Origin of the sequence: Legionella adelaidensis, assembly GCF_900637865.1 — a bacterium.
Classification (GTDB): domain Bacteria; phylum Pseudomonadota; class Gammaproteobacteria; order Legionellales; family Legionellaceae; genus Legionella_A; species Legionella_A adelaidensis.
Genome location: NZ_LR134418.1, coordinates 130,793 through 156,888, shown reverse-complemented (window position 1 = coordinate 156,888; position 26,096 = coordinate 130,793). Strand labels below are relative to the sequence as shown.

The window sequence follows — 26,096 nt, the reverse complement described above, 5'->3', positions numbered from 1 at the left end:
TGGTATTCTTATTTTTCTATCCATTCCGATAATATACTAATAATCTTTTTGGCCTGATCGTTACTGGAAATAGTAAATTTCGATTTTTGCCAATATTGATTATTCTTTTTTTGATATCGTCTTATAGAAAATTTAGGAGGACCATATTCGTTTTTTGAATTATCCCAGTCTTGATAACGAAAAATAATAGTAGTCCATGCACCTTTTGTTAAAATACATTTGTCCAATTCTTTTACCGTTTCCTTACCATTTTCTGAGTAGGAAACGGTTAAATCTTCAATATTTTCACTCATATATAACCCTCAAAACCTATCATTGCGAACTATGCTTTCTCTCTAATCGATGGATTCTAGTTTGCCATTAACAAAAGTCAAGCTATAAGGGGAATGAAATTGATCAACTTGATAAACCCAAACTTCGGGTTTGCTATTACTGGGAACTGGTTGATTAATGTAGGTGTTGTTAACCATAGTGGGGTTGCCACAGGCTTGATATACCAAATTTTCTGCAGAACCTATTTCAATATTAGTGCCTCCACAAAGGGAAACGGCATTGGAAGAAGAACCATTTATGCGAACATTAGCAACTTTATTATCAATAATATCTACCTCAACATTTACACCGGTTTGCCCACTCGGTATGGACCACATATTGTAGATATTATCGAGACCTGGATATACCGCTCCTTGGTTTAAAGTTGTATAAATTAATTGTTTTACGGGAACCCTTTGAGTCACTGGGGCGTTAGAAGCTTGCTTGCTAAGTGGTACCCCGCAGGCGGCTACAACTTGATCTTGCGTCATGCCAATATTGATAAATGCACTATGTTGTGGGCAGTAAAAAGAGTCGGCGAAAGCAGATGTGATGAGCAAAAAGTAAAGAGAAAAACTAATATACGTTGTTTTCATGTAAGTCCCTGTGTCATCCTTTCTAGTTAAATCATAGCAGGTAATTTCTTACCGCGTCATTTCTTATATTGGATGATTTAACATATACCCATGCTCTTCCAAAAAAGATAATGGGTATAGTTTTGCTGCTGCTCTCGCGGAATACATTACAGACTCTGAATTTTTGCACCCCGCAATCGCGATTCTTGATTAGTCGGGAAAGAAAACTTTGATTATTATGCCAGAGCAAAGTTAAGAGGAAGCCATTAAACCTGGGCCTTCAAAGTCTGGAGGTCCATAATAAGGTAATTCATTTTGGACCACTTTAGCGAGATAGGAGAGGGTAACTTCACCACCGGTACCTTCCTCTTCCGGTGTTTTTTGCGATGCCTCTATATAATTTAATCTAGAATTGGACATTTCCTGAATGATATTTTCAAGCTGCTCAAAAGTTTCTGCATTAAGGCGTAACGAATCGGTTAAATCAGCTTGGCGCAACATGTGTTCTGCAATTTCCTGTCTTTTAGCTTCGTTTTTTATATGAGCAAGAAATGTTAAAAATAATGCCGTATCAGGCATACCTGAACTATCGTTTAGCTCACCCATGGCTTGCGTATAACTTGCCCCGCGCTCAATGAAATCGCCTGCTTCTCTGAAGTGTCGTCCAGCTAAATATCCTTTTACAGCATGATTAAATAAACCGTATATATCGATTTCTTTAGCATTACGGAGATTTTTAGGATTGACTTTTGTACTTGGAGAAATGCCACATTTCTTTAATAATTCATTAACTAAATCGGAATGTCCTGATTTAGCGGCATGATAAATGGCTTGCGGGTAAAAACGAGTACCCTCTATAAAGGCAATCAACTGAGTTCCTTGATTCGCGCTGGCAAAGCCTTCTACCGCTTTTGCAAACAAGCGAATCTCACGGTTGACCATAGTAACAACGCTTTCTTTTTTTCCTGATTGGGCACGGCCTAATAAATAAAAAGGTTTGTAACTCCTCGTTTCATCAATAGCTCCAACAGACTCGAAATCTTCTACTTGCGCAAAACCTCTTATGGCCTGTTCAATGCACATACCTTTTCTTTCTTCAGGACACTCTCTAAGTAGAGCTAAAATCTGATCACGGTTACGTGCTAATGCATATCCATAAAAAGCATCTTCCCACTTTCCTCCCAATTCTTCAATGAGATACCTTACAATTTCATGATGACCCATCTCTGCAAAATAACTTACTAAAGTTTTTCCATTCTCTTGAAAATCAAGAAAAGCACCTTTAATCATCGCCATTTTACTCATATATTTAATCCCCATTATAATCTATGATATTTTAGCGCGAAATCGAGTTATCGCGTGTCAATACCAATGTGCGATTCTTTATCAATTTCTTCTTCATCTATCTTATCAACAGTCTTTCTTGGATTTTCTTCGAGAGTCTGTACTTGCAAAGCATCAACTACCTCATCCTCTCTTTGATCGGTTTGGTGAGAGCGATGAACATCAGCTACTCCTACCCCATGAAGTACCGCATAAGATTCTGGAACATCTGCTTCTTCGTCGGGAGACAATTCTTGCATGTCTTCCGAAGCAAGCGTGGTGTCTTTTGTGGTTTCTCCACCGCGGGTCAGCTTATCGGTAATTGCTCCTGCGCCTAAACCTGTCAGAGTTCCTGCGACTAAACCTGCCCCTCCTAATACAATAGCACTAGTAACGACACTCGATAAACCAAAAACCGCTATTCCTAATGGAGCTAAAACTCCTGTTAGAACTAGGGCGACTCCAATAGCTGCGCCTATTAAACCGAGTAAAGTTCCCCCGATAATTTTTCCTTTATTGGGGCTTGCACGAAAGTCAGGGAATAATTGCCCATGGCCTTCTAACCATGCTCTGAAATTTGCGAAAGGCCTTCGCGCTTCTGAGAAATTCACAAAAGGTAATAAATTGGCATAGCCTTTTAGCGACGCGATAAATGGAACAGACCAATGTGAATATTTAACTGCTCTACCTTCATGTCCAGGATCGTAACGATCATAAACCTTCCACGTATCTAAACTGTATTTACTAAGGGAGAAGCTGGTTAATAATTTTTTAGTTTTATCATTAAGCTCCAGATGCGGAACAGTATCTACCAATTTTTCAACTGGGTGTTTACCATCCAGACACACTACTTCGGTATCTTGAATTGTACGTTTGAGGTTAGTCCAGAGCTTTTGAACGTTGTTCTCATAGTCGTGAAAGAGAAGATTAATTTTAGCGACATTAATCTCTTCGGCTAACAATTCTTTTTGTATGTGCGGCCATTGCTCATTCCATGCCTTATCTGATTTGTCAAAGAAGGTAGTCCAGGCAGGCAACAATTTTTTTTGTTCCCCTTTATCCACTTGTTTCAACATATCGTCAAAAAATGAATTAGTTAAGCTTCTTCTAAAATCGCCCACGGTATTCTTAATTAAACGCTCACATTGCTTTTTCCTATCCATTAAAGCCTGTTCACGCTCAATATAGGCTTCAGTATTTGCATAAAAACCATCAGTCAAAGTAGTTTTACCCAGTTCTTTTTTAAGGCGTTGTTTATCAAGAACTAGTGAAGTTTCTCCCATTGCCCCAAAGCGACCGCTTCGCCCAATAATTTGGGCAAGGTCCCGGGGACGTGGTAAATAGGTGACCATTACATTAAGGCCATGCGCTTTTGCCCCACCTTTTAGGGAAATGTCGGTTCCACGGCCAATCATGTCAGTAGATACGGTAATTTGTCCTGGGAACCCGGCTTTCCCTGTCAATTCTTTTTCATCTTTTGATGATAATTGACTATGAATGTGTTGAAGCTTGCTATCATTTTTAAATACTTCACCGAGCTTCTTGAATAAAAATTCACTTTCTTCGTCATTCTCCGCAATAATGAGAATAGGTTGATTTTTACTGCGAGCAATTTTGATTTGGTCGACTAAAGTATTAATTTGCTGTCTTTGGTTACCCATAAGACGAATAGCTCTGTCAATCCTGTTCATCCCTTTATCTCTTGGAACATCCACAAATTGCATTTTTCCAAGACGCTGTTGTGTAGCTAAGCCGTAGAGGGCTTCTGCTTCCTGGCGTTCAATAATAGAGCCAGAAGTGCCGGTTACTGCTTTTAAAGTTCCCTTGGCATAATCATCGAGTAAGTTTTTACTCGTAGACGAATAAACAATTTGTTTTTCATCTTGTACAAAGAAAGGATTCTCACAGCGGCTTAGTGCGGTACGTAAATTAAGATCTTTAACGGCATCCAAATTATTTCTGGCTATATTTAAACCCGCGTGTAAACATTGGTGAACGCCAAAGGAGAATTTGGAACTTTTTGACACGCGATTGGCAAATAATAACTGCGCTTCACTTGAAATCCTTGGGCCATGGGCTGTACTAATTAATACATCGGGCTCAATAACAAAATCTTCTTTGAATTTTAGTTGACATGCAGTGACGGCTGAGACTTGCCATTGTTCAATTTGTTCATTTGACAAGGCTTTTAGTCGCATTAAATCGCTGGACTTACATTTGCCACTGGCAAATTGCAAAAACTTTTCGCGACTAAGATCGATGTTTTCATAATATAAATCAAGTGGAGAAATAGAAGTTTTATCGTTAAGTGGTGTAGATAAAGCAACTGTTTCCTGAGCGAAATATTCCATAAGTAAAGAATACACAAAGCTCATACCACGGATATTCTCATCACTTTCGGTGGAGAAATTAAAACGCGTATCAGCCACGTCGAAGTAAGTTTTATCCGCTTCATCAAGCAACAATGCACGACTTCGCTCGTCCGGATCAAGTACAAGCTCTCCTTTACCTAAACTACGTGCCTTGTTTCTAAATAAGCTAAGATTAGATGGGTCAGAAAAATTAATCCCGCCAATTTGATATTGAGATGGATCGGTGTTAGCAAATATCATACTAGATTTTGCGCCCATCATTTCAAAATAGGCTTGGTATTCTACAAAATCACGCGTTGCCAATTGCGCATCACTGGTAACGAAATCTACGGTTTTACCTAAAGCATTTTGACAGGCTATGGAAATCATCATAATTCTTGATTTGCCTTCTCCTGTACCTATCTGGCTAGTTACATGACCAGGTGTTTTTAATGATGACAAAATGGCTAAATACTGAGTGGTATTAATTTCCATAGAACTGCCCAGTGCAAAGTCACCCGTTACCATATCCTTTTCATCTTTCCCTTTACTACGGTGTAACAATTCCGCAGCGACCGCTACCAGAGTGTCGTAATCTTTTGCCAGAGCTGGATCATAACTTGGATTTTTGGGATTAAATTTGGCTAATATGCTTAATAACTCATCCGAATTTTTATCGCGCATTGCATCGGTTTTGGCCTTAAATGCTTCGATATTAATTACATCCTGTTTTAATCCTTTGAATTGGCGAAGTTGTTCCTGTGCTTTGGAAATATGAAAACCATTTAATGGGTCGCCATGATAAAAGAGCTCGCGGTGGCAAGGGGCCTTATCGTAGGTTTTATGTAAATCATGCATAGTAAGCGCATAATCCCGGCTTTTATCAGCCAGCTCATGCCAGGTTTTGATTTGTTCAATTGTAGGGAAGGGCGCTTTCTTATATATAGTAGTGAGCGCATCAGCCAATTCTGGTTTTGCATGGGCTAACTCACTAAGCTCTTTAAATTCTTTCAGAGTGAAATCTTTCTCATTGTTAATGAGCGCTACAGCGATTTTAAGTAGTGTTAGTCGATGTTTTTCAGCTACGGAATCAACTATATCTAATAGTTGTAATAATTTTTCGGGTTGAAAATTTTCGTCTTTGTCATTATTAAATTGTAAACATAAGGATAAAACGATATTTTTGTCCTCAATAGTTTCAAATGATTTTTCCAGCCTACTTACAAAGTCATCCAGGTATTTTAATAGTTCCCCGTGTTTTTCTGGAGAATAATGATCGAGATAACGATCATATAATTCAAGAAATTGTCTTTTGCTAGTAGGGTTTGCAGCGGCAAGTGTATTAATCTTTTTGAATAAAGAAACGAGAACAAAAGGATATTTACTGAGTTCTGCATCCATTTCTTTGAGTTCCTGGTGCAAAGTAGCCGTTTGATTTTTTAAATCCGCTACTGTTTGTAAATCTTTCTCAAGCCCTTCAAAAAGTAAGCCTAATTTTTTATCGTCTTCTAACAAATCAGGGGAGCCTGCAGCGGTAAGCATATCTTTTGCAACCATTGCATTGAAAAATTCAGGATTATTTTGTAAAAATGGAATAAAATCTTTATTTAGTAAAATTGAAGGATGGGTTTCAAATTGTTTTTCAATTTTTTCTTTATATCTTTTTTCAAAAGCAATACGTTCTTGTTCAGGTAGTGAATCGTTTAAGTAAGCAAACAATAAAATGGCTGCCGGGTTTTGTGAAATTCTTCCCATGTCTTCGAGAGTAATATTTTTAGGCTTATTTATTTCTCTTAGAGTACTTTGGTACTGAATTATAGAGTCATTTTTTTCAAGATTGGCCTCTTTTGCAAAATGGGATGTGGTAATTCGTATTGTGTTTAAGTCTATTGAGTCGCCATTTTGTATTGCTTTAAGAACTCCAGCCAATTCTCTCTCTTGCGTAGTAATAAGATGTTTTTTGTCATGGACTACATTGCTACCGGCAGTTAATTGCTCTACTGGTGTTTTTAAGAGAACCCTGTGAAGTCTAGGGGATAAATCTAATTGCGCAATCACCAAATTCTCAATTTCTTTGATGCCCGGAACAATTCTGTCTTGATACACCAAAAATTTTTGAGCTAAAGCGGGTATGGTTTTCTCTCCCGACTGCGCTGTTACGAAAAATGCATCGATCGCTTCCTGAGAAGCATGATGAAATAGATCGCGTTCAGATGCCACAAAGTTTAAAAACTCAGAAGGTGAACCCTTGGCAGTGATGCTATCCAGTAACTTAACAAAATAATTATTCTCATCGCTTAATGCTTGTGGATTAACAAGCAATCCCGGTGAACCGGTTAATTTGCTAACAAAAATATTTTTTTCTACAGACGCGAGTGTTTTTGTAATAGCAATAATTTTATTAACCAGTTCTCCATAGTGCAGGTTATCGCCCGGTTGCGAAAACCGGAGTAAAAGTTTGCTTATTTGTCCTTGCTGCTGTTCACTAAAATTCGTCGCTATTAAACGAGCGATGTCTTCGGGAATGCCTTCTTTTCCATAATTTTCAAGAATATCCTCTGGAAAATAGGCAGCTAAGGGCTGGGTACCGGAAAGTTGAAACCCCTTAAGAACGTCTATAACGGCTTTTGGAGTATGGTCAACAGCATCCAGGATAGCGGTGAGATCGGCAAAAGTTAAAGGTCTTAACTCAGGATGATTGACTACAGATAAATTTCTCAGCAAAAGCAGTGCTTCATTACGTCTTTTACGATTAACTCCTTTTACATCGCTAAAATTATTGTCTAAAACAATATCGATATTTTCAGGGGTAATTTGGAAAGAGCTAATCATTCGCATTAATAACTGCGCGTCCAGATCATTGTCTTCTAAAGCTTCGGCTATACGATTTACGACGGCCATATGCTCAAAAAACAATTGTGGGTTGTTATACTCCTCTGCACTATAATCCTTTAGACCTTCATAAACACAAGAACCATAGGACTCAACATGTCTATTAAGGTCATTATTGGCTCTTTCGAGTTTAGACAGATTTCTTGCAATACTAATAGGGCCACTCAAGCTAGAAGAAATAAGAGAAACTAAACGGTTTAACACCACAAGAGAAGGGACCTCTCTTAAACTGCTTAATAATTTAGTTATTGTTAAACGCGCATTCTCTTTTAATCCTGCTGGGGTAATCCCTGGAAGGGGAGTATCGACGAATAATTTAATAAGGTGATCCACATCCCGTATCGCTTCTTCAAGCTTTATGGAGGAGACATTGGTAACCTTGGTGGTTGCAGCTGCGATTAAGGGATATAATTCCTTTTTTACCTCTAAAGACAAGCCACTGTCGCTCAAAGCTTGATGAGTATGTCGATAAAAATCTAACGGTAACTGCCCGTTTTTTTCCTGATAAGCGACGAAACGGAAAAAATTTTCATACAAATCCGCAGGATCTGCCGCTTTAATTTTATTCCATCGGGTAGGGGCGGAATATTGTGTGACTGAAGCAAAGACATTTCCCTGCGTTTCATGCGGGGAACTAACGCGCATTTCGGGAGTGATAAAAGCCCATTTTTTAACATCTGGCTTAGCGAGTTTGATTGCGCCATTGCTAGATAAATCTAATTGCCCTATTAGGGCCCATTGGGCATGTCTATTTTGTTTACTGCTATGTTCTAAAAGATTCAATATCCTGGAAAGAGCTACCGGTAAACTTTTAACGCCCGTTATTGCACAAGAAGGCGGAAGTGCTAAGGGCTTCTCATCGTGTGTTTCAAATGTTTTTAACTTTTCTTTAAATGCTTTAAACGCATTAACCATATCTACCAGGTTGACATCGTTTTGTGCTTTACAATGCTGTTGCAAAAGCGTGTTCCACCATACTTTTTCATTGGCAGAAAACCCTTTGATTGCATTGATAGCGTCTGAATATTCTTCCGTCAAAACAGGGACATATGATTTAGTTTGAGCAAAAACCGTTTCGTCCAGTTCCTTGAACAAAGTCAGATCCGATTCAGCCAATTTGGTTAATTGTTCAATCCCTTTCTCACCTAATTGCAAATGTAACTGCAGTAAAGCATTTAAATTAATTGTAGGTACTAAATCTAATAAATAAGTAACTTTTTGCAGGAGAGAAGGGTCATCATGAACCAAAAGCGTAATTAAATGCTTCTCTTTAGCTGGCATTTTTTCTGAGTAGCCATTTATAAAATCCAGGGCTTCTTTCTTTTGACCGGAAAATAGTTCCGTTAAAACTTTATCAATGTTTTTATCTTTAGGATTAGCGGTAAGGACTGTTTGTAATTGCCTGGAGTTTTCTAATAAAAAACGAAACTGTTGCGGTCTAAATGTATCTTGATCAAAACTCAGCGCAAAAAGGTGTGCTAATTCTGTTTGGTCTAATAAGAGGAGTTGAGGTAAAAATTGCTTGAACGTTTGTTGCGCTATTTTGTTGTATTCAGCTGCATCAATTTTGTCCCAGGCGAGTTTAATACTATCTGTAGGACTTACTGCAGCTAACCATTTTTTAAATAGAGAGTGAGGTAATGGCTTTTCACTGGTAAATTCATTTGCTTGCACTTGCAAGGGGTTGTATTCCGCGAGCAGTTTGAAATTTTCATCAAAGTGAATATAGGTAGTGGGACCTTCTGTTTTCAATAGAAATCCAGGGGGTAAGTTGGAAAAATCTATCCCATATTGAAATTTATCTTTATGGCGTAATAGCTCTGCACAAGCTGTTTTGGATATTTGAAATCCAGTGTCGGGTCGTAAAGCTTCTTCTAAAGTCAATGCACCTGTCCAGTTTAACCAAAGTTGAAATGCTTCTTGTTGAGAAGAGTCCACTAAAAAACTTTTTGAAGCGTTACTAAATTCGCCTGCGCTTAAGGCTGCTTGAAATTTAAATATAGTATAAAGCTCGGCATCACTGGCTTCTAAGTCACCCGTTTGGCCTCCTTGTTCTGCACTCGCATCAACTGCCACTTCTACTTGTTGCTCTTGTTGTAGCTCAATATCAATAGCAAGGTTTTGTTTACTGCCCATACGGGGTCTTTTTCTAACTTCTTGCCGGGCTTCTGGTAGCTCTTGGCTCACGGAAGCTTGCTTGCCAAAAGCGGCAATATTTTTACTACGTATAGTATCTGAGGTTGCTTCGTCGATATTTTTTTGGGCTTTGCTATTTTGAAATGGAGCAGGCAAGGTAATATCCATAGCAATAGGTCGATTGGCTACAAACCTAGCTATTTCTTCAACCATCTCCTCTGTCATTTGATTTTTTGTATCAATAAATTTTAATGCCGATAAATTACTATCTGACATGGTTAATAACATTGTTTTCAAATGAAAGAGGAAACTATGTCTGGCATTTTCCGTATCTAATGATAGATTATCCAAATTTAAAGTAAGTGTTTTAAAAGGAACAGGGGCATTGGTTTCGTTATAAGCAATTAATCCTTGAATTGCGGCATTGTCATAACAAGCGATAACCATTTCATCTAGCTGTTTAGCAGTTCCTGATTTTTTTAGTTTTTCATGAATTAAAAGTAAAAATTGTTGATAATCGATACTGCTTAGTAAGGGCTCAGGTTGTTGTCCAGGAAAAGTAACCTTTTTGTGATAAAGTTGGAATTCTGCTAGTTGTTCACCTACCAAAGGGTGCTGTTGAGCGGCTACAGTACTGATGGAAAAATTTAATAAATCGAATTGCTCTTGTAATACTTCTTTTTTTACCTTTCCTAATTGCAAGGCATCTTGCAAAGGCTTTTCTAATATATCTACTTCATCGTCGTTTACCTGAATTGCTTCTAGTTCAACCTGATAGACAAATTGTTTAGTGGCTTGTATGTCATCACCTAAGCCAGCAAATTCTTGTGCTCTCGCATTGTCTGCTACAAAATCCTCAAGTGCTTTATCTTTATAAAGTGCATGAAGTGTTTTATATCCATGCAGTTTTCCTGAATCACTGCTTGCTATCTTTCCGGTAATTTTTGCGCCAGGGAAAGCAGTAAAGGTTTCACCAGCAATCGTTGTTCCTTCAAACTTTATTCCTTTATTAATAAAGTCTTCCAGGGCGGCTTTTTGCGTTATATTTAAAGGGTGCCCACTATTCGCTGTATAAGTTACAGAGTTGCTCAGAGGGTTAATAGTGATATTGACAGAAACCCAATTGGGAGTTGTTGTTTCACTAGTAGTATTAACCATAAAAGCAACAGAGTAAGGCTCATGGTCATCCTGGTGTTTTATTCGAGTATTGTTTAGAAAAAGTCCCATATGTGCAGGAGAACTAATCACATGAATATGCTCCTGCATTCCCGTGTTAACAATAAATCGTTTAATGTCTAGCTCAGTTAATGGCTCATGGGAACTTAGTTGCGATTTTAGATATTTTTCTTGTATCCCGGTAGTTTCCACATCCCGGGCTAAATAAAGCTTTTGGCTTCTGTCCAAGGCTTGTTCAAACGGAATAAGGGCTGCACTTGCCGCTAATTCATCAAAAGCTAAATGGTCGTTTTCAACTGTAATACATTTTTTTAATAAAGCGACTAAATCAGCTTGTGCAGGAGACTGGCTTAAAGCTTCCCAGTCGAAAGTATCCACTTGATGATTTTCTATAAATTGAAAAGCAGCTATAAAAGGTTTCTTATCTAGTGGGATATCCGCATGAACACCCAAGCTTTCTTTATATATTTCAAATAGTTGATCTAAAATATTTGCTTCAATTTTCATTTAATACTCATCAATTGATCATTATAGATTTTAAGGTATTCAAAATCGTCTTCTTGCAATATAGCAAAGATTTCTTAAGAAAAGATGAATTCCTGTTAAAGATTAGAAATGAGTGGATATAAACAAATTATAGTTTATTTTTTATTCGAGAACGCAAATTACTCAACAACTAAATCATATGAATAGGTAAAGATGCAGCGATAAAAATAATGATTAATTTGAGAACAAGCATAACTACCAGTGGCGAAAAGTCCAATCCTGCAATAATCGGTACATAACGTCTTCCTATTCTCAAAACTGGGTCAGTTAGAGAAGCCAGAACATAAGCGAGAGGGTGGTTCCAGCCAGGGTTAACCCAGCTCATCACAACACGTATAAGAATTGCATAAAAGAGAAAATTTAGCGGCTCTACTATGAGGTCTGTTACCACATAAAGTAAAAGCAATAAAAAAGGCATGACTGTATGCAGAAGAAGTAGGCTAAATACAATAAATTTAATGAATTCGACTACGATTAAAGCAGTAAGCGCAGGTAAGTCGATGCGTCTTGCGCTTGCACGTGACCGAAATAAAAAAGAAAAGGGGATAGTGAGTGGATTGGTTAAAGTATGGATGGTTTTGCTAACCGGGTTTAAGCTACTTACATGATAATAATACATCCCAATACGTGCCCAGAGTAAAAAAATGATAATACTGAATAAGACGGAGATTAAAAAATAAACTGCTGTTATCAAACCGGTCATTTAATTTTCCTGTAGTTGCCCTATTTCTTGTGCACGATGATAGGCTGCCTGCATTGCCTCAATTATGATTTTTTCAAATCCTCTCTGCAATAAGATATCTAACGCAGCTTCTGTAGTACCTTTTTTAGAGGTTACTTTTTTCTTTAATTCAGAAAAACTTTGATTATTTGCAGATGCTAAGTGTAAAGCACCTCGCATAGTTTGCAAGGTAAAAGTGTGAGCTATCTCTTCGGGAAGGCCTAATTGCGTTGCCCCTTTTACTAACACGCTTAAAAATTCAAAAAAATAGGCGGGGCCACTGCCTGAGAGGGCCGTAAAAGTATCGAGTAGCTTTTCCTCTTTTACCCAGGTTGTGATTCCTATGGTATTAAAGATATCCTCAATCTCTCTTAATTGATTTTTATTTACATGGGAATTCGCGAATAGCGGTGTTGCTGAGAGTAGCAAAGAAGCGGCAATGTTTGGCATGGCCCTTACTAAAGGAAAATCAGAAAGCGAATTTTGTGCAAACCATTGAATAGAAATTCCGGCGGCAACAGAAATAATTAATGTTTTTTTTAATAAGAAAGGTTTTATTTCTTCGACCACATCTCGCATTTGTACCGGTTTTACTGCCAAAATTACAATGTCGGCTCGAGATATAAAAGCGGTGTTGTCAGGATTTGTTGCAATGTTATCCGCATTCACCCCCACAGGTAAGGAGGGAGAAGTGGCGCTCATCGTATATTTACCATTGCCTTTAAGACCTTGGGCAATTGCCTTACCCATATTACCAAAGCCTACAAAAGTCACATTCATGCTGTATTTTCTCGTTTACCAAAAATTGCTTCACCGACCCGTACCATGGTGCTCCCAGCATTAATGGCCGCTTCCAAATCACTGCTCATTCCCATTGATAAAGTATCGAGTGAGCAATTTAGCCGGTTATTGATTTCATCCCGAAGTATACGCAGACGTAAAAAAGAGTGGTATTGCCTGCTTGCATCGCAAGGTTTTGGAATACACATTAAACCTCGTACGGTTAAATGAGGTAAAGTCTGAGTTTCTTTTACTAAAGGAATTAGCTCGTCGATATATACACCCGTCTTACTAGGCTCACGATCCAAATTAACTTGTATGCAAATGTTCATGGGAAGAAGTGCAGGGGAGCGCTCTTTACTTAGTTTCTGAGCAATAGCAAAACTGGAAACACTATGTACCCAGTGAAAAGATGAGGCAATTGTTTTAATTTTATTGCTTTGAATAGAGCCTATAAAGTGCCAATTGATAGCATAATCACTTAAGGCGTTTATTTTTTCTTGGGCTTCCTGCACGTAGCTTTCGGCAAAATCCCTTTGCCCGCAATGATAAGCTTCAATTATTTTAGTTACAGGTTGTTGTTTGCTAACTGCAACTAGTCGCACCGAGTCCTTGGCTCGTCCATAGGTAAGCTCCAGTGTGTGAATCTTTTCCCTTACAGCACTTAAACAAGCCGCAACTGTCTTAGCCAACGAAACTACTCCAGATACCATAAAAAATAGCGGTTAAGGCAATTAAACCAATGGAGGTTATAAATCCATTAACCACGCTATTTTTATATTTTTGTAAGCCGGGAATTTTAGCTATGGCATACATTGGCATTAAAAATAAAATTAAGGCAATAATAGGCCCGCCTAACATTTCAATTATTTTTAAAATATTGGGATTAATCGTTGCAATAACCCAACAACTGGAAATGACTATAATATCGATGCCAATTTGCCTTTTATTCGTGGATTCTTTTTTTAATGCTGGCCAAAATTTAATGGCCAATCCATCAAGACCTTCACTTGCCCCCAAATAATGACCTAAAAATGACTTGGCAATAGCAATAAAAGCGATGATAGGAGCTACATAAGCAATTATCGGAGTGTGAAAGTGGTTCGCGAGGTAAGACAAAATAGAAATATTTTGCCGTTTGGCTTCTAAAAGATCGTGTGGAGACAAACTAAAGACGCAGCTAAAAACAAAAAACATGACGGTAATTACCATTAAAAAGTGGCTTTGTTTTAAAATCCAGGCACTTTTACTATCGGCGTCTGCTCCAAATCGCTTTTTTTGTTCAACTGCGAAAGAAGAAATAATAGGGGAATGATTAAAAGAGAAAACCATGACAGGGATTGCTAACCACAAAGTAGTTAGGAAGTTATGATGTTGTGAGCTCAACCATGAAGTTTGCAAAAAAGCATTATTCCAGTGTGGAATTAAGTAAAGCGAGAGAAAAATTAAGGCGCTGATAAAAGGATAAACTAACAGGCTTAGCGATTTTAAAATAAAACGTTGTCCGCAACGAACGACTACCATGAGGGTAGCAATTAATAAGGCAGACAGTAGAAATCGGGGAGGCGCGTGCATTCCTAATTGGTTAACAAGAAAACTTTCAGCGGTATTGGTAATTGCTACGCTGTATAATAGCAAGATGGGAAATATAGCGAAGAAATACAGTATGGTTAAAAGTTTACCCGCTTTGGTACCAAAATGTTCTTCCACAACATCGGTGATATTATTTTCATCCCTTGAGCCAGAAATAACAAATCTACACAATGCTTGATGTGAAAAATAAGTCATAGGAAAAGCTAATAAGGCTAATATAAGCAGAGGTCCTAAGCCATTCAAGCCGGCATCAATAGGCAAGAACAAAGTTCCCGCACCAATCGCGGTACCATAAAGACTAAGCACCCAAAGGGTGTCTTGTTTACGTTCCTTTGCGCAAGTAACGTCATGTGTTGCCAAAGTTATCTCAGAGGGCATAAGCAAATCCTCATGTCTAATACAAATAACAGTCGAAATGTTATCCCTAAACTTTTACCACACATATCCATTTGTGTTGCATTGGCTTCTTCGAAGCCTAATTTAGTACGTATAGTAACCTTGCACGCCTATATGGGCTCAAATGGGCGCATACAAGCGTCAACTCATTAAAAGCAGGAAGTGTCACAAAGCTAAATCAACTCTTTCCGCCAAATGTTTAATATAATCATTTATCTTGGCCCACATCTTCTCATGGGGCAGGCCGAAATATACTTTAGATTTTAGCGAAAGGGTTTGTCCCACGTTAGGTTCCGCAGCTTTGTTACCTTTAGCCTGTCTATAAGTTTCTTCTATTTTTTTAATTACATGTATGTATGCGTCATTTATAACAGTAGCTGTGCGCAAGCAAGAAAGTTCCATCTGCCGCGTTTCTGTTTTTAGCACCTTTAAAGTGTCTTTTAGATGCTTAGAGTTTTCTGTGAAAGAATTAGCGACAGAGGAAAGAAATTTAAGATTTTCGTTCGGTAAATGCGGCATGGGAGCGCGGGGCGTATCAGGCTTCTTTGCAAATATTTTATGAGCCATTGCTAATCTCCTTATTAATGCAGCATTTTTGAGACAGTCTATCAATGTATCATTTTTTTATAATTTTTAAAGCATTTTGTAGAAGTTTTTTCTTAGCCGCGTTTCACTTTTCCAAAAAATCGTCTACGCTTTAAACAGAAATTCTTATTTTATCAGAGATATAGATGCAGATTGCGGAACTATTAGGATTTTCAGTAAAAAATAATTCGTCCGACCTCCATTTATCTGCTGGTATGCCTCCCATGATTAGGGTAGATGGTGATTTGCGCAAAATTAATGTACCTCCATTAGAACATAAAGAGGTCTTAAAAATCGTTTATGACATAATGAACGATAAACAACGCAAGGAATATGAAGAGAATTTGGAAACGGATTTTTCTTTTGAAATTCCAAATTTGGCTCGATTCCGCGTCAATGCATTTAATCAGGATCGTGGAGCTGCTGCAGTATTTAGAACTATTCCTTCTAAAATTTTAAGCTTGGATGATTTAAATTTACCACCTATTTTCACTGAAATGGCTAATTATCCCAAGGGTATGGTTTTGGTAACAGGGCCTACAGGTTCTGGTAAAAGTACTACGCTTGCCGCAATAATCGACTATATCAATTCTACCCGTTACGACCATTTATTAACCATTGAAGATCCCATTGAGTTTGTCCATAACAGTAATAAATGTTTAGTTAACCAAAGGGAAGTGCATCGGGATACCTATAGTTTTAATGCCGCATTACGTTCTGCTTTACGGGAAGACCCTGATGTAATCCTGGTAGGGGAATTACGTGATCTGGAAACGATTCGTTTGGCTATGACCGCAGCCGAAACCGGGCATTTGGTTTTTGGTACCTTGCATACCAACTCGGCCACAAAAACAATTAATCGTATTATTGACGTATTCCCCGGTGATGAAAAACCTATGGTGCGTTCTATGTTGTCAGAATCCTTGCAAGCAGTGATTGCACAAACTCTATTAAAAAAAGTCGGTGGAGGCCGCGTTGCTGCGTTGGAGATTATGATTTGCAACGCTGCCATCCGAAATTTAATTCGTGAGGATAAAGTTGCGCAAATGTACTCTGCAATTCAGACAGGACAAGCGCAAGGAATGATGACGTTAGACCAACATTTGGCTCAGTTAGTCAATGCGAATATGATCACTAAAAATACTGCCCGGGATGTGGCGTTTAACAAATCATTATTTTAATGTAGGTTGGGCCGCGAGGCCCAATAATTTTTTCCAACATCGCTTGTTGGGCCTCGCGGCCCAACCTACATAAAGAAACAGGCTATACGATTGTATTAGAAAGATTGACCTAAAAAATATATCTTATGCACTTTTTTGAATGTTAATTAGTTCAACGATACCCGCTTCCGCCAAGCCTAGCATTTCATTTAATTGTGCACGGGTAAAACTTCTGTCTTCGGCTGTTCCTTGCACCTCAATAAAATGTCCTTCTTCATTCATCACAACATTCATATCCGTTTCGGCCAGGACATCTTCGGCATAGTCTAAATCTAGTACTGCTTGACCGCGGTAAATGCCTACTGAAACCGCAGACACATAATTAAAAGTGGGTTTTTTGCGAATTTTTTCACGTGCGATCATCCAGTCCACGGCATCTTTCATAGCCACACAAGCACCGGTAATGGCTGCAGTACGGGTTCCTCCATCGGCTTGAATGACATCACAATCCAGAGTTATGGTATTTTCTCCGAGTAGCTTTAAGTCTACGCAAGTGCGCAAAGAGCGGCCGATTAAACGTTGGATTTCTAATGTTCTGCCCCCTTGCTTTCCTTTACTTGCTTCTCTATCTGTTCGACTATGTGTAGCCCGGGGAAGCATCCCATATTCGGCAGTTATCCATCCTTGATTTTTACCTTTTAGAAAACGTGGTACCCCTTCAAGAACAGATGCAGTACATAAAACCCGCGTATTACCAAACTCTACAAGTACAGCCCCCTCTGCATGCTGGGTGTAATTTCTGGTAATTTTAATCGGTCTTAATTGATTGGCTTCGCGATTACTGGGACGCATGGGGTAAAATCCTCGACAAAAAATGAGTAATTATATCTGATTTTATATTGAAGGAAACTTTCTTTTGCTGTTAGCAAAAATGATGAGGAAGTTTTAAATTTTCTCAATTTTGCGCTATAGTCGCGCAAATTTCTTTATCTGGATCAAAAAATGACCTACAGCATGACCGCATTTTCTCGCGTGCAACTTGAAACACCCGAAGGCATATTATGCTGGGAAATTCGTTCCGTTAATCAACGTTACCTTGATGTTTTTTTTCGTTTACCGGAAAGTTTTCGTTTCCTGGAATCGAGTTTGCGTTCTTTATTAAGAGGTGAGATTCAGCGCGGTAAGCTTGAATGCCAGTTAAAATTCAGCGAAGTAACTGATGGCTCAACTATGGTTGTCAATAACACGCTTATTAATTCTTTGATGGAAACTGCCGAAAAAATTGCTGGGGAGCATCAATTAGCAAATGATTTAACTGTAGGTAAATTATTGCAATGGCCAGGGATTGTGGCAGTTTCCGAGCCAAATATTGAGGCCTTGGCCATCCAGGTAGAAAAGTCATTTAAAGAAGCTATACAAGAATTACAAAACGCGCGGTTGCGTGAAGGTACCCAGCTTAAGGAATATATTCTTAAAAGAATTGTTCGTTTAAAAGATATTATTCATACCTTACGCGCAAATATTAATAATCTTTCTGAAACAGTTAAAAGTAAGTTTCTGGCCCGTATTAGTAACTTAGGGATGAATTTAGAAGAAGGTCGTATAGAACAGGAAGTGGCTTTAATGGTAACGCGATTAGATATAACCGAAGAAATTGATCGTTTAGAATTGCATACCCGTGAAGTTGAGCGTAATTTAGAGAGTAAAGAACCCGTGGGGCGTCGACTTGATTTTCTTATGCAAGAATTAAACCGGGAGGCGAATACTTTAAGTTCTAAATCAGACGCTATGGAGCTTATCCAGGCAGCCGTAGACATGAAGGTATTAATCGAACAAATGCGAGAGCAAATACAAAATATCGAGTAAAAAATGGTTAATCAAGATCAAGGTACTTTATTCATTGTTGCCGCGCCTTCTGGAGGAGGGAAAACCAGTCTGGTAAGAGCTTTGGTAAAAAATTTAGCTAATATTGAAGTCTCTATTTCACATACCACGCGTGATAAAAGAGCAGGTGAGGAAAACGGCATTAATTACTTCTTTATTGATCAGACCGAATTTTTTCAGATGATTAACAATAATGAATTTATCGAGCATGCTTTAGTGTTTAATCATTATTACGGTACGTCAAAAGCACAAATTAATGAGCGGTTAAAAGCAGGTATAGATGTCGTATTAGATATAGATTGGCAAGGTGCTCAGCAAATTAAAAGAATTTTTACCGATGCTGTGGGTATTTTTGTTATACCGCCATCTTTAACAGAATTAAAAACCCGTTTGCAAATGAGGCAGCGTGATAAAGAAGAAATTATCCACTCCCGTATGCAGAAAGCGCAAGATGAAATGAGTCATTATCCCGAATTTGATTACCTTATTGTGAATGATCATTTTGAAAAAGCGGCTGCTGAGTTAGAAGCAATAGTGGTTGCTACTCGCCTAAAGATCGAAAAACAAAGTATAAAGCAACAAAAACTGCTTTCTTTCCTTTTGGGAGCAGAGTAAAATAATAAGTTTTTTAAGTATTTTGTATTGTCATTGTGAGCAATGACGTGCGTTGTTTACTTCTGAGGTGATTTTATTCATAAAGGGTAACAACTATTCTATAATTACTATTTAAGGTGAAATTATGGCACGTGTAACTGTTGAAGATTGCTTGGAGCACGTTGAGAATCGTTTTGAATTGGTTATGGTTGCGGCTAAACGCGCCCGCCAAATCGCGGTTCGGGGTGCACAACCTATGGTTGAATGGGAAAACGACAAGCCCACAGTAGTTGCTTTACGCGAAATTGCTGAAGGTTTAGTTGAAAAAGATATATTAGAAAAAGACTAATTATTTATTGTTAGTTAAACGCTAGGGTGAGAGCGTGGATCATTTTAAGGAACTGCATGAGGAATTAAAGTTATATTTAAAACCTGAGCATATTGAAGAATGTCACAAAGCATATCTGGTGGCTGAGAAAGCACACCAGGGTCAAATGCGCCGATCAGGCGAACCTTATTTAACTCATCCAGTGGCCGCTGCTCTTATTCTTGCCCATATGCGGCTTGATTACCAAACTATCATGGCCACTCTTCTCCATGATGTGGTAGAAGACACCAATATAAGTAAAAGCGATCTTGTTGAACAATTTGGTGAAGATATAACTGCTCTTGTGGATGGAGTTACCAAGCTTACCAAGATTAAATTTGAATCACGCGCAGAAGCCCAAGCTGAAAACTTTCGCAAGATGGTTTTAGCTATGGTGAAAGATATCCGCGTTATCATTGTTAAGTTAGCCGATCGACTCCATAACATGCGTACCCTTGGTGTGTTACCCGCAGCAAAAAAAAAACGTATTGCTATTGAAACTTTAGAAATATACGCTCCTATTGCCAATCGTTTGGGAATGCATTCCATATACACAGGATTGGAGGATTTGGGTTTCAAAGCACTTTATCCTATGCGTTATTGTGCAATTAAGTCTGCCGTAGAAAAATCGCGTGGTAATCGTAGTGAATTAACCCAAAAAATAGAAAAAGACTTAAAAAATGCTTTAGAGGCTTTAAAAATTCCTTACGAGCATGTTTTGGGCCGAGAAAAGCATTTGTACAGTATTTACCGGAAAATGCGCTTAAAAAAAGCATCTTTTGCTGAAATTACCGATGTATTTGCTTTTCGCGTAATTACCGAAGATATTGATTCCTGTTATAGAGTTTTGGGTGCTTTACACCAAACATATAAACCAGTCCCTCAGCGATTTAAAGATTATATTGGCATTCCAAAGGTTAATGGCTATCAATCCTTACATACCACTTTATTTGGTCCTTATGGTGTTCCCCTTGAAGTGCAAATCAGAACGCGTGATATGGATAACGTAGCTGAAAATGGTGTCGCGGCTCATTGGATTTACAAGTCTTCTGGCCTTGAAGTGAACGAAGCGCAACTGCGTGCGCGTGAATGGGTACAGCGTTTGCTGGAAATGCAACGCTCCACGGGTGATTCTCTCGAATTTATTGAAAACGTAAAAATTGACCTCTTCCCGGACGAAGTATATGTTTTTACCCCTAAAGGCCATATTATGGAGTTGCCCAAAGGGGCCACCCCGGTGGATTTTGCCTATACGGTGCATTCGGGAGTAGGGAATAGTTGTGTTGCGGCTAAAGTGAATAGGCGTCTTGTCCCTCTTAGTATTCCATTAACAAATGGACAAACAGTTGAAATTATTACGGCACCAGGTGCTCATCCTAATCCCTCGTGGTTAAATTTTGTGGTCACAGGGAAAGCTCGAAGTAACATCCGCAATTTCTTAAAAACGCAACAGCACGCAGAGTCTATTGCTTTGGGTAAACGTTTATTGGAGCAAGCATTTGCCGAATTGGCAAGTGATTTTACCAAGACTCCCAGTGAATCCATACAAGCTTTATTGCACGATTTAAATTACAAAGCCTTGGAGGATCTTTTATATGCTATTGGTATAGGCAATCAAATGCCTATGGTTATAGCCAAGCGCTTGGTGGTTGCACAAGAAAGTGGGGACCTAATTAAAACTGCTAACAACAGGCCTTTAGCGATTAAGGGAACGGAAGGGATGGTGGTGCATTTTGCTGAATGTTGCCAACCTATTCCTGGTGATAATATTGTTGGAAGATTCCAACAGGGTAGAGGAATTTTAGTTCACGCCAGTGATTGTAATACCATTAACAAAGCACGAGTTAATCCCGAGCAATTTATTTCTTTACGTTGGGATGAAGATGTTCAAGGGGAGTTCTGGGTAGATATAACGGTCGAGGTAGAGAATCAACGTGGTGTATTAGCTGCGTTAGCTACCGCTATTTCCGAAGCAGAATCGAATATTGGTAATATAAATGTGGATCCCCGCGATGGTAGACATAACGCGGTTACTTTTTCACTCAGTGTTTTAAACCGAACGCATTTAGCCAAGGTCATGAGAAGATTACGTGCGAATAAAATGGTCCTGCGGCTTTATCGCAAAAAACAGGGAGAATAAAAATGCACCCCATACACACAGAACTCGCCCCAGCGGCAATTGGTACTTATAGCCAAGCAATTCGGACAGGTAATACCGTTTATATTTCAGGACAAATTCCCCTGGATCCAACTACTATGCAAATATGTAGTGAAGAAATTCGATTACAAATTACGCAAGTTTTAGAAAATCTGGCTGCTGTCTGCGAAGCTGCGGGTGGAAGTATGCGTAATATTGTAAAGTTAACGGTGTATTTGGTAGATCTCAATCATTTCCCTTTAATTAACGAAGCGATGTCACGCTATTTTCATGAGCCTTTTCCCGCTAGAGCTGCTATTGGAGTAAGTGCTTTACCCCGTGGGGCGCAAGTGGAAATGGATGCCATTATGGTACTGGAAAATAAAGTACAATAATGAGTATATTTGCTTTACAAAATGTTAGTTTCAACCTTGCAGGAACGCAGCTTCTTGAGAATGTAAGTTGGCAAATTCAAGAAAAAGAGCGTATTGCTTTAGTTGGTAGAAACGGCGCTGGAAAGTCGACATTATTAAAAATCCTTCAGGGAGAATATTTACCGGATAGCGGCCACTTGCAAAAAATAGCAGGTCTTCGCGTGGCAGGTTTGGCGCAAGAGGTTCCTGTAGAGGAAAATGAGAGCGTTTATCACTTTTTGGTTAAAGATCTAGGTGAAAAAGGAGAGTGTTTAGCACAGTTCTATCAAGCCACTCATAGTGAAAATCTGGAGCAGCAGGCTATTTTTCAACAAAAAATAGATCATTATCAAGCTTGGGATCTTTTACCCAAGGTAGACGTAATGGCTAGCCGCTTGGGTATTGATAAAGACGCCAAAATGAATGCTATCTCCGGCGGCATGAAAAGACGCGTTCTCCTGGCAGCCGCCCTAATATCTGAGCCTACGTTGTTATTGCTTGATGAACCCACTAACCATTTGGACCTTAATGCCATCGAATGGTTAGAGTCTTATTTAAAATCCTACCCGGGGAGTATAGTAGTAGTTACGCATGATCGCAGTTTTTTAAATGCGGTGGCTTCCAGCATTGTTGAAATCGATCGCGGTAAGTTATTTCACTATGAAGGCGACTATGAAAAATTTTTAGAAAGACGGGAAGCGAGACGTTTGAGTGAGCAAAAAGAGAATGCTTTATTTGACAAGCGTTTAAGTGAAGAAGAGGTTTGGATTAGAACGGGTATAAAAGCCAGAAGAACGCGCAATGAAGGTAGGGTACGTGCTTTAAAAAAAATGCGCGAAGCATTTCAGCTTAGACGCCAGGAGATTGGCAAGGTGAAATCCTTTGAATTAGAGGTCTCTCGTTCGGGGAATATTGTTATTCAGGCAGAAAATGTCAATTTTTCTATACAAAATAAAGAAATCATTCGTGACTTTTCTTTTTTGCTAACGAAAGGGGACAAAGTAGGGATTATTGGCCCTAATGGTTGTGGAAAAACCACCTTGGTAAGGCTCCTTTTAGGAGAGTTAACTCCCGATTCGGGTAAAGTTCGCCAAGGTACTTCTTTAAGCATTGCTTATTTTGATCAATTAAGAAGGCAGCTTAATGAACAAGATACGGTGATGGCTAATGTCGCTGAGGGGGCTGACCATGTGGTTATCAATGGAAAGTCCAAACATGTAGCTTCTTATTTACGAGAATTTTTATTTAGACCTGAAACGTTTAATCAACCAGTGAGTTCCCTTTCAGGTGGTGAGCGCAACCGTTTACTTTTAGCCAAACTATTTGCAAAGCCTGCCAATTTTTTGGTAATGGATGAGCCTACTAATGATCTGGACATTGAAACGCTGGAGTTGTTAGAAGAAATGCTCGTTGACTATCCAGGAACCCTCCTGTTAATTAGCCATGATCGTGCTTTTATTGACCAAGTTGTAAGCAGTGTTCTAGTGTATGAAGGTCAGGGCGTATTTAAAGAATACATTGGCGGATATCGGGATTATCAATGTTTGCAAAAACAAAAAAACCAACAAGCAACCACGACAGTTGCTCCAAAACGTACCAGCAACACCAATAAAATGAGTTTTAAGGAGCAAAGAGAGCTAACGTTATTACCCCAAGAAATCGAAGCTTTAGAAGCTGTGGTTTCTGATCTTCATATTAAAATGGCTAATCCTGATTTTTATCAACAAGATAAACAAAAAATTACCGAAATGAAAAAGGACTTGGAAGAAAAAGAAAATACGTTGCAAGAGATGTACCAAAGATGGGAGTTATTGGAAGAAAAAAATGCCTAACCAATTGAGTAAAGAGTAAATGTATCTAACTATTCTTTTAGTCGTGTGCGCTTCTGCTATCGTAGTGTTCTTTTCACAAGAATTCGGCAATTTATTTAAAAGAATTTTTTCTATACCTGGATTTAAATTATTTGTTCCTTTAATCCTTGCTTCCTGGCTGGTTGAATATTATGAAGAGCTAGGCGTTAAAATTCTTCTGTGGATAAAAATCTATTTACACGATTTTATGAATTGGATAGATAATCTTTCTCCTATAGAAAAAAATTCTATGTTATTCACACATATTCTGCATTTATTCTTGTTTGGTATTTTACCGGTTCTCATTTTATTACTCGTAGCGAAGGCTAAAAAAAGATATGAACCCTTAGCGCATACTTATGTAATTGGGATGGCCTTTTGGCTTACATTTGCGATTTTATTGACTGTTCATAAACCTTGAGGCTTAATCAGCTATATTCTGCAGGTTTGACGCCATGTGCAATCCAGCACTAACCGACACGTTTCCAGGGGAACTGATGCTCAACCTGGAACAATACTCTTCTTCTTGGCCGACTGATATCTCGCCTGTAATTCCACATCAATATACCTATCGGTCGTAGCACTTGAGCTATGTCCTGCATCATCTCTTACATGTTCTCGCGGTCTGATTTTTACATCTTCGGAAATACCGGTATGCCTTAACCAATGAACAGTTGCTGCTTTTAACGTATCCGCTTCTTCCTGTTGGTTTTCTTTGCGTAATAAATCCCCGGCTAAATCAAAACAATGTTGCACAATCCTGCGCAGAGGAGCGGTGTCACTCATAGGTCCAGTGCCGCGTATTTTAGGCAGAAGCGGCGAGTTATCGGCAGGAGAGGGCAGGGGAGTAAGGCCTAAGAACAATCGCCAACGGGTTAAACTTTCAAGCATTGCTTCGCTGACTGCAATTTGACGTTCTTTATTTCCTTTGCCTACCGTTGTAAACCACCAAGACCCATTACTATCTTTCGCAAAGTCATTCATCGTAGGAATCCAGCGATCGCTTGCCGCCAGTTCCGAGATGCGTAAATACATGCCATAAAGGATGCTTATAATAAATCGTGTTCTTTCATGTTTTTCCGGGTTTTCTTGCGCTAAATTTTCAGCAGAACGCAAAACGGCATCCCACTGCATTAAACTTAAGCGCCTGATGGGGGCTGTTTGTTGGCGTTTCCTGATAAATTTACTTTTTTGCCTGATTAAAGCGACAGGGTTGGAAACTAAATATTCTTCAGCGATTAAAAAATTAAAAAAAGTACTCAAAATGGCAAATATTTCTTGAATGGCTCCCTGCGATAAATTGAATTTATTTAATGAGACAGTTTCGCCATTTTTGCGGGCAGTTTTTGATAATGTAACAACAAAAGGTCGCCAGTCCGGGTTGGGTACTCGCATTCCTTCTTTTTCTAAAAAACGCGGCACTTTTTTTAAACTAATCCAGGTTTGTGGTGGGTTTTGACAAAATTTAACAAACTGCTCAATGTCCTCTCTTTTTATATGTGGAAGGGTGTTTTTTCTAATCACCCAACACCACTGTAATAGCCGCTCAACTTCGCGGCGATAGCTGTTGAAAGTTCCTAAGCTGCCATTGTAGCTTTTCAAAAAATTGAGAGTGTAATTAAAATCAGTGCGAAATTGTTCACCAGGTAAAACTGCATGCAATGCATTTTTATGTAAATGATCTATATTATCAAATAAAGGAAGTAGAGTTGTTTTCATAACTAATAGTAAGGTTGCTAGATTCAAGCATCGTAACGTAAGAAATAAGAGACAGCAATTCACTATTTTCTTCTTGACCTTCAGGTAGCCTGCGAGTATCATTTGCGCTCTGTCCTTGGGACGGGTTCACGGGGTGTAGCGCAGTCTGGTAGCGCGCCTGCTTTGGGAGCAGGATGTCGGGAGTTCGAATCTCTCCACCCCGACCACTTTAATTGCGCCCGTAGCTCATCTGGATAGAGCATCGGCCTTCTAAGCCGAGGGTAGCAGGTTCGAATCCTGCCGGGCGTGCCAATACACGTCGAGTGCGGTATTCTCTTATTATGGTAATAGTTATGGTGGGCGTAGCTCAGTTGGTAGAGCCCCGGGTTGTGATCCCGGTTGTCGTGGGTTCGAGTCCCATCGTTCACCCCAGTAAATCAAAAATTATGAATTGTCTTACTTCTCGATTCATCCTGAGTCTTTACAAGACAATTATACTGTTTAATAATTCCACCCTGTTTGCGAAAGTGGCGGAACTGGTAGACGCGCTGGATTTAGGTTCCAGTGGGGTAACCCGTGAGAGTTCGAGTCTCTCCTTTCGCACCAT

At 39.0% G+C, this 26,096-nt stretch carries 18 protein-coding genes, 4 tRNA genes and 1 pseudogene; 12 read left to right on the top strand and 11 right to left on the bottom strand.

Going from position 1 to position 26,096, the window contains the following annotated elements:
- Window positions 1–8: 8 nt before the first annotated feature.
- The 9 genes from EL206_RS01880 to EL206_RS01840 all read right to left on the bottom strand — a co-directional run bounded on the left by EL206_RS01880 (window position 9) and on the right by EL206_RS01840 (window position 15,368).
- Window positions 9–293 carry a hypothetical protein gene (locus tag EL206_RS01880; protein ID WP_058461184.1) on the bottom strand — a complete coding sequence of 95 codons (285 nt, stop codon included), beginning with the start codon at window positions 291–293 and terminating at the stop codon, window positions 9–11.
- 42 nt (window positions 294–335) lie between these two features.
- The gene (locus EL206_RS01875) at window positions 336–908 is read right to left on the bottom strand and encodes a DUF2845 domain-containing protein (protein ID WP_058461185.1); all 573 of its coding nucleotides are present in this window, start codon (window positions 906–908) and stop codon (window positions 336–338) included.
- Between the two features lie 231 nt (window positions 909–1,139).
- Window positions 1,140–2,192: a hypothetical protein gene (locus EL206_RS01870; RefSeq protein WP_058461186.1), complete on the bottom strand. Its 1,053-nt coding sequence runs from the start codon at window positions 2,190–2,192 to the stop codon at window positions 1,140–1,142.
- 47 nt (window positions 2,193–2,239) lie between these two features.
- Window positions 2,240–11,272, bottom strand: coding sequence for a preprotein translocase subunit SecA (locus EL206_RS01865; protein ID WP_058461187.1), 9,033 nt, complete (start codon window positions 11,270–11,272; stop codon window positions 2,240–2,242).
- A 169-nt stretch (window positions 11,273–11,441) separates the two neighbouring features.
- The gene (locus tag EL206_RS01860; protein ID WP_058461188.1) at window positions 11,442–12,014 is read right to left on the bottom strand and encodes a YggT family protein; all 573 of its coding nucleotides are present in this window, start codon (window positions 12,012–12,014) and stop codon (window positions 11,442–11,444) included.
- Window positions 12,015–12,812 (bottom strand): pyrroline-5-carboxylate reductase, encoded by a 798-nt coding sequence (gene proC / locus EL206_RS01855; RefSeq protein ID WP_058461189.1) that lies wholly within the window; start codon window positions 12,810–12,812, stop codon window positions 12,015–12,017.
- On the bottom strand, window positions 12,809–13,504 hold the full coding sequence (locus EL206_RS01850; RefSeq protein WP_232048501.1) for a YggS family pyridoxal phosphate-dependent enzyme: 696 nt from the start codon (window positions 13,502–13,504) through the stop codon (window positions 12,809–12,811). Before EL206_RS01850 ends, proC begins: the two co-directional genes overlap by 4 nt.
- Window positions 13,497–14,783: an SLC5/6 family protein gene (locus tag EL206_RS01845; RefSeq protein WP_058461191.1), complete on the bottom strand. Its 1,287-nt coding sequence runs from the start codon at window positions 14,781–14,783 to the stop codon at window positions 13,497–13,499. Before EL206_RS01845 ends, EL206_RS01850 begins: the two co-directional genes overlap by 8 nt.
- Window positions 14,784–14,966: 183 nt before the next feature.
- Window positions 14,967–15,368, bottom strand: a complete 402-nt coding sequence (locus EL206_RS01840; RefSeq protein ID WP_058461192.1) for a hypothetical protein — start codon at window positions 15,366–15,368, stop codon at window positions 14,967–14,969.
- Window positions 15,369–15,532: 164 nt separating this feature from the next.
- Here EL206_RS01840 and EL206_RS01835 point away from each other — a divergent pair, with 164 nt between their 5' ends.
- Entirely contained in the window at window positions 15,533–16,567 is a 1,035-nt protein-coding gene (locus EL206_RS01835) for a type IV pilus twitching motility protein PilT (RefSeq protein ID WP_058461193.1), read from the top strand.
- Between the two features lie 123 nt (window positions 16,568–16,690).
- On the opposite strand, the gene rph is transcribed toward EL206_RS01835, so the two are convergent.
- Entirely contained in the window at window positions 16,691–17,398 is a 708-nt protein-coding gene (gene rph, locus EL206_RS01830) for a ribonuclease PH (protein ID WP_058461194.1), read from the bottom strand.
- A gap of 150 nt (window positions 17,399–17,548) precedes the next feature.
- Here rph and EL206_RS01825 point away from each other — a divergent pair, with 150 nt between their 5' ends.
- The 7 genes and pseudogenes from EL206_RS01825 to EL206_RS01795 all read left to right on the top strand — a co-directional run bounded on the left by EL206_RS01825 (window position 17,549) and on the right by EL206_RS01795 (window position 24,212).
- Entirely contained in the window at window positions 17,549–18,412 is an 864-nt protein-coding gene (locus tag EL206_RS01825) for a YicC/YloC family endoribonuclease (RefSeq protein WP_058461195.1), read from the top strand.
- A 3-nt stretch (window positions 18,413–18,415) separates the two neighbouring features.
- A complete protein-coding gene (gmk, locus tag EL206_RS01820; RefSeq protein ID WP_058461196.1) occupies window positions 18,416–19,045 on the top strand; it encodes a guanylate kinase in 630 nt (209 codons plus the stop codon).
- 124 nt (window positions 19,046–19,169) lie between these two features.
- Window positions 19,170–19,367: pseudogene (rpoZ, locus tag EL206_RS01815) on the top strand (DNA-directed RNA polymerase subunit omega); the annotation flags it as partial.
- Between the two features lie 40 nt (window positions 19,368–19,407).
- A complete protein-coding gene (gene spoT / locus EL206_RS01810) occupies window positions 19,408–21,531 on the top strand; it encodes a bifunctional GTP diphosphokinase/guanosine-3',5'-bis pyrophosphate 3'-pyrophosphohydrolase (RefSeq protein ID WP_058461198.1) in 2,124 nt (707 codons plus the stop codon).
- Between the two features lie 2 nt (window positions 21,532–21,533).
- The gene (locus EL206_RS01805; protein ID WP_058461199.1) at window positions 21,534–21,923 is read left to right on the top strand and encodes a RidA family protein; all 390 of its coding nucleotides are present in this window, start codon (window positions 21,534–21,536) and stop codon (window positions 21,921–21,923) included.
- A complete protein-coding gene (locus tag EL206_RS01800; protein WP_058461200.1) occupies window positions 21,923–23,773 on the top strand; it encodes an ATP-binding cassette domain-containing protein in 1,851 nt (616 codons plus the stop codon). Before EL206_RS01805 ends, EL206_RS01800 begins: the two co-directional genes overlap by 1 nt.
- A gap of 19 nt (window positions 23,774–23,792) precedes the next feature.
- Entirely contained in the window at window positions 23,793–24,212 is a 420-nt protein-coding gene (locus EL206_RS01795) for a hypothetical protein (RefSeq protein ID WP_058461201.1), read from the top strand.
- A gap of 80 nt (window positions 24,213–24,292) precedes the next feature.
- On the opposite strand, the gene EL206_RS01790 is transcribed toward EL206_RS01795, so the two are convergent.
- Window positions 24,293–25,510 carry a tyrosine-type recombinase/integrase gene (locus EL206_RS01790; protein ID WP_058461202.1) on the bottom strand — a complete coding sequence of 406 codons (1,218 nt, stop codon included), beginning with the start codon at window positions 25,508–25,510 and terminating at the stop codon, window positions 24,293–24,295.
- Window positions 25,511–25,639: 129 nt separating this feature from the next.
- Between EL206_RS01790 and EL206_RS01785 the strand changes: the two genes are divergently transcribed.
- From EL206_RS01785 to EL206_RS01770, 4 genes are all read left to right on the top strand, one after another.
- A tRNA-Pro gene (locus EL206_RS01785) sits at window positions 25,640–25,716 on the top strand.
- Window positions 25,717–25,724: 8 nt separating this feature from the next.
- Window positions 25,725–25,801 (top strand) — tRNA-Arg (locus EL206_RS01780).
- A 44-nt stretch (window positions 25,802–25,845) separates the two neighbouring features.
- Window positions 25,846–25,921: transfer RNA gene (locus EL206_RS01775), tRNA-His, on the top strand.
- Window positions 25,922–26,010: 89 nt separating this feature from the next.
- Window positions 26,011–26,095, top strand: a tRNA-Leu gene (locus EL206_RS01770).
- The last annotated feature ends 1 nt before the right edge of the window (window position 26,096 follow it).